At 65.7% G+C, this 12,852-nt stretch carries 17 protein-coding genes; 7 read left to right on the plus strand and 10 right to left on the minus strand.

Translation table 11 applies throughout. The features are described 5' to 3' along the window. Positions 1-45: 45 nt before the first annotated feature. Together pth and ychF are read left to right on the plus strand one after the other, a co-directional pair. Entirely contained in the window at positions 46-657 is a 612-nt protein-coding gene (gene pth, locus A7X65_RS18900) for an aminoacyl-tRNA hydrolase (protein ID WP_063687310.1), read from the plus strand. 144 nt (positions 658-801) lie between these two features. Beyond that, on the plus strand, positions 802-1,899 hold the full coding sequence (gene ychF, locus A7X65_RS18905; RefSeq protein ID WP_063687312.1) for a redox-regulated ATPase YchF: 1,098 nt from the start codon (positions 802-804) through the stop codon (positions 1,897-1,899). Positions 1,900-2,024: 125 nt separating this feature from the next. Here ychF and A7X65_RS18910 read toward each other — a convergent pair whose 3' ends face one another. Next, a complete protein-coding gene (locus A7X65_RS18910) occupies positions 2,025-2,321 on the minus strand; it encodes a DUF4282 domain-containing protein (protein WP_027545964.1) in 297 nt (98 codons plus the stop codon). 169 nt (positions 2,322-2,490) lie between these two features. Here A7X65_RS18910 and A7X65_RS18915 point away from each other — a divergent pair, with 169 nt between their 5' ends. The 3 genes from A7X65_RS18915 (at position 2,491) to A7X65_RS42675 (ending at position 3,766) form a co-directional block, all read left to right on the plus strand. Then, entirely contained in the window at positions 2,491-2,943 is a 453-nt protein-coding gene (locus A7X65_RS18915) for a MaoC family dehydratase (protein ID WP_063687314.1), read from the plus strand. Then, on the plus strand, positions 2,943-3,422 hold the full coding sequence (locus tag A7X65_RS18920; protein ID WP_063687316.1) for a MaoC family dehydratase: 480 nt from the start codon (positions 2,943-2,945) through the stop codon (positions 3,420-3,422). The genes A7X65_RS18915 and A7X65_RS18920 overlap by 1 nt, the downstream gene beginning before the upstream one ends. Before the next feature lie 197 nt (positions 3,423-3,619). After that, the gene (locus A7X65_RS42675) at positions 3,620-3,766 is read left to right on the plus strand and encodes a hypothetical protein (RefSeq protein WP_167358258.1); all 147 of its coding nucleotides are present in this window, start codon (positions 3,620-3,622) and stop codon (positions 3,764-3,766) included. A gap of 40 nt (positions 3,767-3,806) precedes the next feature. Here A7X65_RS42675 and A7X65_RS42680 read toward each other — a convergent pair whose 3' ends face one another. From A7X65_RS42680 to A7X65_RS18945, 6 genes are all read right to left on the minus strand, one after another. Continuing rightward, a complete protein-coding gene (locus A7X65_RS42680; RefSeq protein WP_167358259.1) occupies positions 3,807-3,944 on the minus strand; it encodes a hypothetical protein in 138 nt (45 codons plus the stop codon). Between the two features lie 368 nt (positions 3,945-4,312). After that, positions 4,313-4,735, minus strand: coding sequence for a hypothetical protein (locus A7X65_RS18925; protein WP_063687823.1), 423 nt, complete (start codon positions 4,733-4,735; stop codon positions 4,313-4,315). Between the two features lie 349 nt (positions 4,736-5,084). Beyond that, entirely contained in the window at positions 5,085-6,005 is a 921-nt protein-coding gene (locus A7X65_RS18930) for a hypothetical protein (RefSeq protein WP_063687318.1), read from the minus strand. 282 nt (positions 6,006-6,287) lie between these two features. After that, positions 6,288-6,728, minus strand: a complete 441-nt coding sequence (locus tag A7X65_RS18935; protein WP_063687320.1) for a nuclear transport factor 2 family protein — start codon at positions 6,726-6,728, stop codon at positions 6,288-6,290. Positions 6,729-6,914: 186 nt separating this feature from the next. Next, positions 6,915-7,181 (minus strand): hypothetical protein, encoded by a 267-nt coding sequence (locus A7X65_RS18940; RefSeq protein ID WP_063687322.1) that lies wholly within the window; start codon positions 7,179-7,181, stop codon positions 6,915-6,917. Between the two features lie 250 nt (positions 7,182-7,431). Beyond that, the gene (locus A7X65_RS18945) at positions 7,432-7,884 is read right to left on the minus strand and encodes a nuclear transport factor 2 family protein (protein WP_063687324.1); all 453 of its coding nucleotides are present in this window, start codon (positions 7,882-7,884) and stop codon (positions 7,432-7,434) included. A gap of 290 nt (positions 7,885-8,174) precedes the next feature. Between A7X65_RS18945 and A7X65_RS18950 the strand changes: the two genes are divergently transcribed. Beyond that, complete coding sequence (locus A7X65_RS18950) at positions 8,175-8,411, plus strand: hypothetical protein (RefSeq protein ID WP_063687326.1); 237 nt, start codon at positions 8,175-8,177, stop codon at positions 8,409-8,411. Between the two features lie 368 nt (positions 8,412-8,779). Continuing rightward, on the plus strand, positions 8,780-9,166 hold the full coding sequence (locus A7X65_RS18955) for a hypothetical protein (RefSeq protein ID WP_063687327.1): 387 nt from the start codon (positions 8,780-8,782) through the stop codon (positions 9,164-9,166). A gap of 83 nt (positions 9,167-9,249) precedes the next feature. Here A7X65_RS18955 and uvrB read toward each other — a convergent pair whose 3' ends face one another. The 3 genes from uvrB to A7X65_RS18970 all read right to left on the minus strand — a co-directional run bounded on the left by uvrB (position 9,250) and on the right by A7X65_RS18970 (position 12,798). Then, entirely contained in the window at positions 9,250-12,207 is a 2,958-nt protein-coding gene (gene uvrB / locus A7X65_RS18960; RefSeq protein WP_082884977.1) for an excinuclease ABC subunit UvrB, read from the minus strand. A gap of 93 nt (positions 12,208-12,300) precedes the next feature. Next, positions 12,301-12,534: a hypothetical protein gene (locus tag A7X65_RS18965; RefSeq protein ID WP_063687328.1), complete on the minus strand. Its 234-nt coding sequence runs from the start codon at positions 12,532-12,534 to the stop codon at positions 12,301-12,303. A gap of 39 nt (positions 12,535-12,573) precedes the next feature. Next, entirely contained in the window at positions 12,574-12,798 is a 225-nt protein-coding gene (locus tag A7X65_RS18970) for a hypothetical protein (protein ID WP_063687329.1), read from the minus strand. Positions 12,799-12,852 lie beyond the last annotated feature (54 nt).

Here is a 12,852-nt window from a genome sequence, read left to right on the forward strand (position 1 = left end):
GCGCGCGGTCTCTAGCCGCGCGCCGAGCGAGGGGCGCGCCGCGTCATGCGACTCTTTGTTGGGCTCGGCAATCCCGGCGCGAAATACGCACGTAACCGGCACAATATCGGCTTCATGGCCGTCGACGAAATCGCGCGGCGTCATGGTTTTGCACCATGGCGCCGTCGTTTTCAGGGCGAGACCTCGGAAGGCACGCTCGGCACCGAGCGCGTGATCCTGCTCAAGCCCACGACCTACATGAACGATTCCGGCCGCGCCGTGCAGGAAGCGGCGAGCTTCTTCAAGATTGCGCCGGGCGACGTCACCGTGTTCCACGACGAGCTCGAACTGCCGCCGGGCAAGGTCCGCGTGAAGATCGGCGGCGGCATTGCCGGCCATAACGGCCTGCGCTCGATCTCGGCGCATATCGGCAACGACTACCGCCGGGTGCGGCTCGGCATCGGTCATCCCGGCGTCAAGGAAATGGTGCACGGCCACGTGCTGTCGGACTTCGCCAAGGCCGACAACGACTGGGTGACGACGCTCTGCGACGCGGTCGCCGAGCACGCCGCACTGGTCGCCAAGGGCACGGACGCGACCTTCGCCAACAGGGTGCATCTGGCCATGCAGGCGAAGGGATTTTTGACCAAGGACGAGAACGGAGAGAAATCGAACTGATCTCTCTCCGTCATGGCCGGGCTTGACCCGGCCATCCACGGCTTTCTTTCTCCGCGGAGCGAAGGACGTGGATGCCCGGCACAAGGCCGGGCATGACGACTTCAACGAACACACGCGCCCGCGGCGCGAAGACTGGATGAGACCATGGGATTCAAATGCGGGATCGTCGGATTGCCCAATGTCGGCAAGTCGACCTTGTTCAACGCGCTGACCGAGACGGCCGCGGCGCAGGCTGCGAACTATCCGTTCTGCACCATCGAGCCGAATGTCGGCGAGGTCGCCGTGCCTGATCCCAGGCTCGACAAGCTCGCGGCGATCGCCAAGTCGGCGCAGATCATTCCGACCCGGCTGACCTTCGTCGACATCGCCGGCCTCGTGCGCGGCGCCTCCAAGGGTGAAGGTCTCGGCAACCAGTTCCTCGCCAACATCCGCGAGGTCGACGCCATCGCGCATGTCGTGCGCTGCTTCGAGGACTCCGACATCACCCATGTCGAGGGCAAGATCGCCCCGCTCGCCGACATCGAGACCATCGAGACCGAGCTGATGCTCGCCGACCTCGACAGCCTCGAGAAGCGCGTCGACAACCTCACCAAGAAGGCCAAGGGCAACGACAAGGACGCCAAGGAGCAGCTCGACCTCGTCAACCGCACCCTGGTGCTGCTGCGCGACGGCAAGCCCGCGCGCCTCGTCGAGCGCAAGGCGGAGGAGGAGCGGGCGTTCTCCATGCTCGGCCTGCTGTCGTCGAAGCCCGTGCTCTACGTCTGCAACGTCGAGGAAGGCTCCGCGGCCACCGGCAATGCCTTCTCCAAGGCGGTCGAGGAGCAGGCGGCGAAGGAGGGCGCGGTTGCCGTCGTCATCTCCGCCAAGATCGAGTCCGAGATCGCGACGATCTCGCGCGAAGAGCGCGCCGACTTCCTGGAGACGCTGGGCCTGGAGGAAGCCGGCCTCGATCGCCTGATCCGCGCCGGCTACTCTCTGCTGCACCTCATCACCTATTTCACGGTGGGGCCGAAGGAAGCGCGCGCCTGGACCATCCATCGCGGCACCAAGGGGCCGGGCGCGGCCGGCGTGATCCACACCGACTTCGAGAAGGGATTCATCCGCGCCGAGACCATCGCTTACGAGGACTATGTCGCGCTGAACGGCGAAGCCGGCGCCCGCGATGCCGGCAAGCTGCGCCTTGAAGGCAAGGAATACGTCGTCGCCGACGGCGACGTGATGCATTTCCGGTTCAATACGTAAGGCACCGGCGACGGTGCCGTAGGGTGGGTTAGCGCAGCGTAACCCACCATTGTCTCTAACCGCGAGGAAGCAGAAGAGGTGGGTTACGCCTTCGGCTAACCCACCCTACGGCACCTGCGCCTGCCTCACTTCATCCCGCCGCCCTGGTCCCTGATCGCGCCGAGGTGCTCATTGATGCGGAAGACGATCAGGATCAGCTCGGCGACGATGCGCGAGAACACGATCCCGACCACGACGCTCGCGATCGACGACAGCAGCACCAGGAAGCCGCCGAACGGGCTGATCGCCATCGCGGCGAGGCCGGAGAAGATGCCGGAGAGGCCGAACAGGCAGATCAGCGCGATCACCAGCCAATAGAAGGTCTTGATGATCGTCGGCGTGATGAAGCGGTCCCATTGAAACAGGTCGCTGAATGAAAACATTGCTCTCCCCAGGGCAAATTTGGGTCGCGTGGGTGGATCCTGGCCCTCGGCTGGTCCGACTCAAGACCACCGCCGCCACCGCGTGTGTAGCACGAGCCATGCGGGCCGGCGGGTTGAGATTGCCGCAAAGTGCGGCCACAATCTGTCATTCCCTCAAAGCTTTCCCAAGATGACCCTGACCTTCGAAGACTTCCCGCCCGGCCGGTTTGGAACATTCGGCCCGCACCATGTCACCCGCGACGAGATTTTGGCCTTTGCCGCCGAGTTCGATCCGCAGCCGATGCACCTGGACGAGGACGCAGCAGCCAAGAGCATGCTGCGCGGCCTGTCCGGCTCGGGCTGGCACCTCTGCTCGCTGATGATGCGGATGATGGCCGACGGTTTCATCACCCGCGCGGCGTCGCTGGGGTCTCCCGGCGTCGACGAGGTGCGCTGGCTGTCGCCCTTGCGGCCCGGCGACGATCTCACGCTCGAGGTCGACGTGCTGGAGGCGCGCACGTCGAAAAGCCGCCCCACGCTCGGCATCGTCAAGTTCAAGTGCACCGCGCGCAACGCCGCGGGGCAGGCGCTCGCCGAGATGACCTCGCCGATCCTGATCAAGCGACGCGAGGGAGCGGCCTGATGCGGTTCTTCGACGACATCGCCATCGGGCAGCGCCGCGAGATCGGCAGCTACACGTTCACCGCGGAGTCCATCAAGACGTTTGCCGCGAAGTTCGATCCGCAGCGCTTTCACCTCGACGAGGAGGAGGGCAAGAACTCGCTGTTCGGCGGGCTCGCCGCCTCGGGCTGGCATGTCGGTTCGGCCTGCATGAGCCTGCTTGTCGCCGACGGCCAGCGTCTGGCGCGGGAGGCCGCGGCGCGCGGCGAGGAGGTCGCAATCTGGGGCCCGTCGCCCGGCTTTCGCGACCTGCGCTGGATCAAGCCGGTGCTGGCCGGCGACACCGTCTCCTACGTCAACGTCGTCATAGACAAGCGCACCTCCGCCTCGCGTCCCGGCTGGGGCATTTTGACGGCCCGCACCACCGGCACCAATCAGCGCGGCGAAGAGGTCTATTCCATCACCGCCTCGGCCTTCGTGCCGATGCGCGCGAAAGGTTAGATCTGTTCCAGGATGAACGGGCAAATGAGTGCGCGAGTGTTGCCCGCGCGCTATGGACGCTATTCGGGCCGGCTGCCATAAGCCTGCGCAACATGGTTACCCGCGAAGCAGTTGGGGGAACCATCGAGTTGCTAACCAATTATGAACCTGTCGCTGTCTATTTGAACGAATAGGCAGAGGTACAGGGGACGAGGACCATGGCTGACCGCGGCGCACTCAAGTTTGTCGGATTTATCTTCGCTACCGCGACGCTGGCCGTGATGCTGGTCGCCGGCATGGTGGTGAAGGGTTATGCCGACGGCGCCTACACCCTGGAAGCCTCGACCTTCGACGCGGCCCGGTAAGGGTTCGTTAATGTTTCGGGACCGCCTCGCGGTCCCGGCCTCAGCGGCTATAGACGAACGCCAGCACCGCGATCGCAACCGCCAGCAATCCGACAAACCGCAGCATGATCGTGCCGAACTGGTTCGGCGCGGGCCGCATCGGTATGGGCTCCGTGGTGTCGGGCCGAATGCTTTCCATCTGGAATGTCCCCCGAGCCCGGCCGTGGCGGCACGGGCGCTTGGCATTGGTCGCCTGTCAGCGGCGGACGGTTCAAAGGCGGATTGGCTGGCGGCGCTGACGATGTGAATGCCTGTCCACGGCCGCGGTAGAGCACCCATCACGGCCACACCCTCCGCTGTCATGCCCCGGCTTACCGGGGCATCCAGTACGCCGCGGCGTCTCGGCCCTTGCCTCACTGTCTCTGGAATACTGGATCGCCCGATCAAGTCGGGCGATGACACCGTTGTCGAGGAGCGATTGCATCCATCACAACACTCCCCCCGGAATCAAAACCGCCGCGCTCCCTTCCGGGAACGCGGCGGTCCGGTGATGCCTGGTAGGTGCGATCAGCTGTTGCGCAGGCCGTCGGCGGCGCGCTTCCACTGCGCGACGTTGTCGGAGATCATGCGGGTCGACTTCATCGCCGCCTGGCTGAGCTGGGCGTAGCCGGAGATCTCGCGCTGGACGCGCTGGCCTTCGGCATGGAGCAGGTCACGCAGGCTCTCGAGCTCGGAGATCAGGTTCTCGATCTCGGCGAGCGAGGTGCCGGCGACGCGCTGGATCAGCGAGTTGACGTTGGTGACGGTCGCCTCCGCGCTCGGATCGAGCGGCGGTGCATCGGTGGTCGGCGCCGCGGGACGGCGCAGATAGGCGATGTCGTTGCGGACGAAGTCACGGATGCCAGCTTCGACTTCGGTCACCGCAGCGAGATTGCTGTCGACGGTCTCGGTTTCGGTGCCTTCGATCTTTTCCGGACGGATAGCGTTCATCGGTGTTCCCCTGTTCGCGTTTGAGCGCAGCGCGAGTGTCCCCCGCACGACGAATTCGGTCATCCTGACTAGGGCGTCGGATTTTGACCGCGGCATGGCCGAGATACGGCAAGGGCGGACGATTCGGGGGCTTTGCCGTGGCGTATGGTTAGGGGAGTGTAAACGCCGGTCGAGCGACGGAACCCTCTATCCCTCATCGTGAAGAGCGCGCCCTTCGCGCGCAGCGGACGATGCTGCGCATCGCCGCGAGGACCATGAAGGCCTGGCTCTCGCAGCGGGGGCCTCGATCCTTCGAGACGCGCTCCTTTGGAGCGCTCCTCAGGACGAGGAGAAGGAGTGGAGGCTCCGCCTACCAGCTCTTCTTGAAGCCCGCCGTCACGCTCTTGTTGATCGCGCCTTGCGAAGTCTCGCCGACCGAACCGGAGACGGTGACGTTGTCGAACAGCTTCTGCTCGGCGCCGACCTTGCGCAGCCATTTGTCGTCGGTGGTCGACAGCGTCTGGCCCGCGGTGATGCTGGTGCCGGTGTCGGTGTTGGTGACCTTGGCGGTCTGGTCGGTCTCGTAATTGCGCGTGATGTGCCCGCCGATGCCGGGGACGGCAGTGGTGCCCTGCTGGTTGACGCTGTAGCCGTTCTGCAGTGTCAGCGACGTGTCGCCGGTCAGCGGCACCGACTTGGTCAGCGAGGCCCCGAGCTTGCTCTGTTCGGAGCCGGGATCGACGCGGGCCTCGACCGCGGTCTTGTCCCAGATCACGCCGGCGCCCGGCGCGGTCGCGGTCGCCCACGCGCTGCCGGAGGATTGCGGCAGGTTGCCGCCATTAGTGGCCTTCTGTGCCAAGAGCTCGGACATCGTCCGGGGCTCGCTCGCCACCGTCATGTCGGCGCCGATCCGCGTGTCCCAGAACTCGAACACGGACTGCTTCACCGTCACCGCGGACGAGCCGTTGGTGTTGGTGTTCGACGACCAGGCCATGCCGCTATTGGCGGCGGCCTGGGCGCGCTTCTTGGCGGCGATGATGTCGTTGAGCGTGCCGGCATCGATGGCGAGCTGGCTCCAGTCGAGCTTGTCGACGTCGATGTCCTTCATCACATCGGGATCGTTGACGTTGGGGGCCTCGGCCGTCTCGGCCTCCTCGTCGTCGGACACGACGGCGGCGGGCGGGGAGAAGGGCGGGATGATCTGCGCCGAGACCGCGAGAGCCGAGCCCAGAATGAACGCGCCCGCCAGCACCGGCAGCTTGGTCCAGCCAAAACCTGTCGAGAATTCCATCGTCCTGCCCGCAAACCCCGGCGCATGCTGTCCGACACTATATGTCGGCCCTCGGTGATGACCATGCGCCATTCCGTCCCCACCATACATGCGGATCTATCGTTGCGAAATTGTGGCGGCTCGCCTCGGGACGCCCGCGTTGGGACGCGAACCAACGGGCCGCGCGAAAGGCGCGCGCCCGATGACGGCTGGCCTGCGACGGCATCCGGCGGGGCTGGAGGCCAGGACGTCGCGGTCGCCTTTGTCATCGGTCCCGAACAGCGGGACCCGTTGGCGTCCCCCTCAGCCGACGCTGGTCATCTTCGGCAGATGAATGGCGCGGCCGAGTGCCTGCTCGATCAGGTCGAACGTGTCGATCAGCACGCGCATGCTGATGAGCTTGCCCGCCCTGAACTGGGCGAACTGCGCGACCCTGAGCGAAATCGGCTTGTTGGAGTCCAGTGCGGTCAGCGAATAGCGCAGCATCGAGGCGGCGGAATCCACGCCCAGCATGATGCTCTCGCGGTCGAAGCGGCGGACCTGGAAATTGTCGGCAAGCTGGCGGATGACGTCGAGCACCGCTTCCTTGCCCTGGCGCGCGCCGAGGAACGGAAACATGTCGATCGGGCCGTAGAGCGCCCACTCGACGTCCTCGTCGATCAGGGCCTCGATATCCTCGAAATGCCGGTCGTTGATCGCGCGGTGCAACGCGCGCGAGAAACGCCAGAGGCTGTGCTCTGTCATTTGGGGCAGTCCTGAAGCTGGCTTGCAGAAAAAACGGAAAACGACCCCATGCACCGTAAAGGTGCCCCGGGGCGCTCAACTCATTTGTATGCGAACAAGGTACGGGATTTCGGCCAAAACGCAATTCACGTTTTTGCAATGCACAATTGATGGCGATTTGTGAGATTTACAACAGGACCCCGTAATTTACCGGTCCCCGTGCACCGCGGGTTCCCGTTCCAGCGCAATGGCGCTGTCGCGCAGCGCCAGCAGGCCGAACAGCGCTGCGCCGCCGATCCCGCCGATGGCAGCGCCCGCGGGCATGAAGGTGAAGAACACCAGCATGCCGTTCTGGCCCTCGAAATTCGTGGTTTGTGCGATTTCGACGAAAGCGAGCCCGGCCCCGATGCCGAGCGCGGCCCCGCCCAGCGTTCCCAAAAACAGTCCCAAGACGGCAAGCAAAACGACTTTCATCGGCCAACCCCAGCCGGCGTACACAACGCCCCGGGATGGGTCTTGCCGGCGGGCAGGGAGGTTCAAACGGGGGCCTCTTCACCTCTCCCCGCTCGCGGGGAGAGGTCGACGCGCTCGGGGGCGCACTCGCGCCCTGAGCGCGGCGGGTGAGGGGTACAGGCCCGTCGGCGATCTCGCTTGTGGAGAGATGCCCCTCACCCCAACCCCCTCCCCGTAAGAACGGGGCGAGGGAGCACATCGGCGACCGCAGCTACACCCCGTCCACCCCCGCGCCCGTGATCAGCGGCCCGATCTCGCGCTCCAGCACCTGCTGCACCAGGTCGTAGGAATCGATGATCTCGCGGATCTGCGCCACCAGGCCGCCGCGGAAAGTGTAGAACACCGCCATGTCGAACTGCACGATGCGGTCGTTGCTGCGCTTCCTGAAATAGGTGTGCATGTAGGTCGCGACCTCGTCGCCGTCGGCGAGGATGTGCGGCGCCTTGTAGCGAACTTCCGAATAGCGCGACCAGATCGTCTGCCACAGCTCGCGCAGCTCACCCTTGCCGTGGCGCGGAACCATGTGCGGCAGCACGTCGATCGGCGCGTGCGTGAGGAAGTCGACGTCGTCGGTGCAGCACGCCAGCGCGGCCTCGATGTCGCCGCGCGCGAACGCGTCGAGCAGATGCACGACGCGTTGCCTGTTCAACGATTCCACCGTCATGCCGCGCCGCCCTCATTGCCATGACCCGCGGACGCTATCGCGCAGCCCGCGCATGCTTCAATCCGCAAGAACACAGGGGTGATCCAGTCTATGACGCGCCGGCGCAATACCCGGTTCATGGGGTGCAATTGCGGGTTGCGCGCCTGTTTCCTTGCAAGAAAACAAGCGGCCTTCGCGTCCTGGGATGACGCTGCGTGCCTATCGGCCGACGCGTCCTGCAAGGCCGGGCGCGAGGGAACCCGGAGCCGTCAGCGCCCGTTGATGCCAGGACATCGCATCCGGAGACATCCATGAAATCCACGCTCCTCACCGCCGCAGCCGTGCTCCTCATGCTCGGCGCGGGTTCCGCCGCCAACGCCAAGGGCTGCATCAAGGGCGCCGTCGTCGGCGGTGTCGCCGGCCACTATGCCGGCCATCACGGCGTGCTGGGCGCCGCTGCCGGCTGCCTCTACGGCCGTCACCACGCCAAGGAACAGGAGAAGCAGCGGCAACAGCAGAGCCAGATGAACGGGCAAGGGAAGCTGTAGGGCCCCTCCATCCGCGTCGACGGTCCTATCCGTCCCCGTTTGCTGCGGAGTATCGCATCTGAGCGCCTTTCCCGACGGCCATCCTTCGAGACGCCCGCCTTAGGCGGGCTCCTCAGGATGAGGACGGAGTTCGCGGCCGCAGTTCCAACGGGCACCGACGCCGGATTAGCCTCATCCTGAGGAGGCGCGTAAGCGCCGTCTCGAAGGACGAGGCGCGCGCTCCGGCCGCAACCACGAGTCATGTGCGATAGCGTTGCCGCACGCGGGAAAGAGGCGAAGTTCCGGCCGACCAACCGGCGTGACCCAACTCACATCGCGCCTCGCGCACCGCGGCTACCGTCATCCCCATGTCATCAGGGAGACGTGCCATGGCCACCATCGCCGCCACGAGAAAGTCCCGCCTGCACAACGCGCTCGAAGGCATCGCGCTGACCGCGACGCTGCAGAGCTTCCCGACCTTCGCCGTCGCCGCCTTCCTGCTCAAGCTGTGCGGCAACCACGACCTCTCCGGCGACCCCGGCGTCGCCATCTTCGTCGCCGTCGCCTCGCTGATGCATGCGATGCTGGCCGTGACCCTCGGCCCGAGCTTCCCCGCTCTCTTCAAGACCGTCTACGAACCAAAATTCTTCGAGGCCCACCTGTCGCTGTCCGACAAGATCACAGCCTGGCGCACCCAGCCCGTCGCCTCGCTGCAACTCATGACCATCGTGCTGCTGCTGTCGGTGATGGCGGTGGTGACGGCGAGTGTGGGGTGAGAGTCTCTCGTTATTCCGGGGCGCCGCGAAGCGGCGAGCCCGGAATCCATAACCACAGACGTCGCCGATAGACCTGCGCCGCCCTACCTCTTCTTCCACCCACCCCGTCGCCCCGGCGCCCCGCCCGTCGACTTCGGCGCCGGGCCGAACTCCGGCCCCGACTGCCGCGAATCCGTCGGCTGGATGATCCGGCTCGTGCTGCCGAACGGTTTTGACGGCAGCGTCTGCTTCTCGCGGTAGGGCAGCGATTCCGGGCCGTGCATCTCGTCGAGATGCGGCTTGTGCACCTTCGAGCCGCTGCCGCCGCCGCTGGCTTTCAGCGCGGAGCCCACGGTTTTCTTCTTCATCGCGCTGACCGGCAGGTTCGCGGCGTCACCGTATTTCTTCGCGCCGGCATAGGCGCCGGCCTTGCCCGCGACGGTGCGCTGCTTGACGGTGGGATCGTCCACGACGGCGAGCTCGGTGGCGCGCAGGCGCTTGACCTCGTCGCGCAGGCGCGCGGCTTCCTCGAAGTTCAAATCGGCGGCGGCCTCGCGCATCCGCGTCTCCAAATCGGCGAGCACGGCTTCGAAATTGTGGCCGATCGAGATGACGTCGTCGGTCATGTCATGGCCGCCGACCTCGACCAGCACGTGGTCGCGCTCGTAGACGGAGTTGAGGATGTCGCCGATCTGCTTCTTCACGCTCTCCGGCGTGATGCCGTTGGCGGTGTTGTACTCGACCTGTTTTTCGCGGCGGCGGTTGGTCTCGGCGATGGCCCGCTCCATCGAGCCCGTCATCTGGTCGGCATAGAGGATCACCTTGCCGTCGACGTTGCGCGCGGCGCGGCCGATGGTCTGGATCAGCGAGGTCTCGCTGCGCAGAAAACCTTCCTTGTCGGCGTCCAAAATCGCGACCAGCGCGCATTCGGGAATGTCGAGGCCTTCGCGCAGCAGGTTGATGCCGACCAGCGCGTCGAAGGCGCCGAGGCGGAGGTCGCGGATGATCTCGATGCGCTCGATGGTGTCGATGTCGCTGTGCATGTAGCGGACGCGGATGCCCTGCTCATGCAGATATTCGGTGAGATCCTCCGCCATGCGCTTTGTCAGCACCGTGATCAGCGAGCGATAGCCGGCCTGCGCGGTGGCACGCACCTCGCCGACGAGATCGTCCACCTGGGTGCGGGCGGGGCGGATATCGACGGGCGGATCGATCAGTCCCGTGGGGCGAATGACCTGCTCGACGAACACGCCACCGCTCTCGTTCAGCTCCCAGCCGCCGGGCGTGGCCGACACCGCGACCGTCTGCGGCCGCATCATGTCCCACTCCTCGAAGCGGAGCGGGCGGTTGTCCATGCACGACGGCAAACGGAAGCCGTATTCGGCCAACGTTGCCTTGCGTCGGAAGTCGCCGCGGAACATGCCGCCGATCTGCGGCACGGTGACGTGGCTCTCGTCGGCGAACACCAGCGCATTGTCGGGCACGTATTCGAACAGCGTCGGAGGCGGCTCGCCGGGCAGGCGGCCGGTGAGATAGCGCGAATAGTTCTCGATGCCGGCGCAGCTGCCCGTCGCCTCCATCATCTCGAGATCGAAGGTGGTGCGCTGCTCCAGCCGCTGCGCTTCCAGCAGGCGTCCCTGGTTGTTGAGCTGGTCGAGCCGCATCTTCAATTCGGACTTGATCGACTTGATGGCCTGCACCAGCGTCGGGCGCGGCGTCACATAGTGCGAGTTGGCGTACATCTTGATGAATTCGAGCTCGTCCTGCTTGTGGCCGGTGAGCGGGTCGAATTCCTCGATGGTCTCGATGGTGTCGCCGAACAGGTTCACGCGCCAGGCGCGGTCTTCATAGTGTGCCGGGAAGATGTCGATGACGTCGCCGCGCACGCGAAAAGTGCCGCGGGTAAAGTCGGCCTGGGTACGCTTGTACTGGAGCGCGACGAGGTCGGCGATGAGCTGGCGCTGGTCGATGCGCTCGCCCTTCTTCAGCGCGAAGGTCATCGCGGTGTAGGTCTCGACCGAACCGATACCGTAGATGCAGGACACTGACGCCACGATGATGACGTCGTCGCGTTCGAGCAGCGCGCGTGTCGCCGAGTGGCGCATGCGGTCGATCTGCTCGTTGATGGACGAGTCCTTTTCTATGTAGGTGTCCGTGCGCGGGACATACGCTTCCGGCTGGTAGTAGTCGTAATAGCTGACGAAATACTCCACCGCGTTGTCGGGGAAGAAGCTCTTGAACTCGCCATAGAGCTGGGCGGCCAGCGTCTTGTTCGGCGCCAGGATGATGGCGGGCCGCTGCGTCGCCTCGATCACTTTGGCCATGGTGTAGGTCTTGCCGGAGCCGGTGACCCCTAACAGCACCTGCGAGCGGTCGTTGCGCTCGATGCCTTCGACCAGCTCCTTGATCGCGGTCGGCTGGTCGCCCCTGGGCTCGTAGGCTGACTTGATCTCGAAACGGACGCCGCCTTCGGACTTTTCCGGACGCGGCGGCCGGTGCGGGGTCCACACTTTCGTGGAGCCGTCGTCCTTGCGGAACTCGGGCCGGCCCTCGCGGATCAGCGACTCCAGCGCCTCGGCGGTCGCCTTGACGCCGAGCGCCTCCATCTTGTTGCGCGGCGGACGCGCCAGCGCCTCAGCGTCGTCTTCCTCGGTCGGCAGGCCGAGCTGACGCGCCAGTTCCGGATCAAGCGTCGGGATCGTGGCGGCGGTGCCGTAATTGGCCTGCGGTGCTTCCTCGAACCCCTCGGTCGATGCGCGCGCTCCCGGCGGCTGCGGATTGGGCCGCAGCGGCATCGGCCTGGCGTTGTCTTGCGGAAACTCCTTCGGCGTCGAGGCCCGCGCGCGATGCGCGGCAGCCTCGCCCCCGGCGCGGCGGTCGCGCGAATTGTCCGGCGGCGGCTGCAGGCCCGTCCCCGAGCCCAGCCCGGCATCGCCGCGGTTGATCGCGGGATTGAGCAGTTCGGCCAGCGCCGGCCCGATCGGCTGCACGTCAGGGCGGTGCGCCTTGGAGTTCGGGGCCTTGGTTTTGGGGGATTTAGGGGGAGCAGGTTTCTTCGCCATGGGGCGAATATGGGACGAGTCCGCCCCTCAGAAAAGGGCGAAAGCCCGTCCGTGCTCGGACTGCTGACAGCAGGTTGGCAGCAGGACGGAACGTCACGCCGCCGGCAGCGGCCCGTCGTCATCCCCGGCCGCCTGGCGCGGCTTCAGGATGTCGAGATGGACGCCGCCGCAATCGGTGCAGCGCATGGTCCAGTACTCGCACCCGGCGCGGCCGCCGATCACACGGAGCACCGTGAGATCGCCGTCGCAGTCCGGGCATTTCGACAGTACCGACCGTGCGAAGGATCGGGCCAGCGGCTGGGTCTCATCGATCTCGATATACGACATCAGCGGTTCCTCGTTTCGCGCCGCGCTGCGCTGGAAGATCTAGTCGTCGTCGCGATCGGTGCGCCGGCGGAAGCGGTCGATGTGGTGCTTGGCGTCGGCGATCGCGGCGTCGCGATCGGGCCAGGCGAAGCCGACTTCCATGGCTGGAAACAGCACGCCGTCGATGGCAACCGGGCTGAAATCGGAGCGCCGGATACGGGCGTGCCACAGTCCCTTGCCTGCCTCGAAGGATTCGATGTCAAAGCCGTCGTAGAGGGTCGTCATTGGTAGTCCCCAAAGTGTCTAGGTCGCGTGTCTTGTTGGAGGGTCAGGGGACCA

Origin of the sequence: Bradyrhizobium stylosanthis (assembly GCF_001641335.1) — a bacterium.
GTDB classification, from domain to species: Bacteria; Pseudomonadota; Alphaproteobacteria; order Rhizobiales; family Xanthobacteraceae; genus Bradyrhizobium; species Bradyrhizobium stylosanthis.

Coding starts and splice junctions, on each gene's coding strand:
- pth (WP_063687310.1), top strand. CDS start 46: ATGCGACTCTTTGTTGGGCTCGGCAATCCCGGCGCGAAATACGCACGT.
- ychF (WP_063687312.1), top strand. CDS start 802: ATGGGATTCAAATGCGGGATCGTCGGATTGCCCAATGTCGGCAAGTCG.
- A7X65_RS18910 (WP_027545964.1), bottom strand. CDS start 2,321: ATGTTTTCATTCAGCGACCTGTTTCAATGGGACCGCTTCATCACGCCG.
- A7X65_RS18915 (WP_063687314.1), top strand. CDS start 2,491: ATGACCCTGACCTTCGAAGACTTCCCGCCCGGCCGGTTTGGAACATTC.
- A7X65_RS18920 (WP_063687316.1), top strand. CDS start 2,943: ATGCGGTTCTTCGACGACATCGCCATCGGGCAGCGCCGCGAGATCGGC.
- A7X65_RS42675 (WP_167358258.1), top strand. CDS start 3,620: ATGGCTGACCGCGGCGCACTCAAGTTTGTCGGATTTATCTTCGCTACC.
- A7X65_RS42680 (WP_167358259.1), bottom strand. CDS start 3,944: ATGGAAAGCATTCGGCCCGACACCACGGAGCCCATACCGATGCGGCCC.
- A7X65_RS18925 (WP_063687823.1), bottom strand. CDS start 4,735: ATGAACGCTATCCGTCCGGAAAAGATCGAAGGCACCGAAACCGAGACC.
- A7X65_RS18930 (WP_063687318.1), bottom strand. CDS start 6,005: ATGGAATTCTCGACAGGTTTTGGCTGGACCAAGCTGCCGGTGCTGGCG.
- A7X65_RS18935 (WP_063687320.1), bottom strand. CDS start 6,728: ATGACAGAGCACAGCCTCTGGCGTTTCTCGCGCGCGTTGCACCGCGCG.
- A7X65_RS18940 (WP_063687322.1), bottom strand. CDS start 7,181: ATGAAAGTCGTTTTGCTTGCCGTCTTGGGACTGTTTTTGGGAACGCTG.
- A7X65_RS18945 (WP_063687324.1), bottom strand. CDS start 7,884: ATGACGGTGGAATCGTTGAACAGGCAACGCGTCGTGCATCTGCTCGAC.
- A7X65_RS18950 (WP_063687326.1), top strand. CDS start 8,175: ATGAAATCCACGCTCCTCACCGCCGCAGCCGTGCTCCTCATGCTCGGC.
- A7X65_RS18955 (WP_063687327.1), top strand. CDS start 8,780: ATGGCCACCATCGCCGCCACGAGAAAGTCCCGCCTGCACAACGCGCTC.
- uvrB (WP_082884977.1), bottom strand. CDS start 12,207: ATGGCGAAGAAACCTGCTCCCCCTAAATCCCCCAAAACCAAGGCCCCG.
- A7X65_RS18965 (WP_063687328.1), bottom strand. CDS start 12,534: ATGTCGTATATCGAGATCGATGAGACCCAGCCGCTGGCCCGATCCTTC.
- A7X65_RS18970 (WP_063687329.1), bottom strand. CDS start 12,798: ATGACGACCCTCTACGACGGCTTTGACATCGAATCCTTCGAGGCAGGC.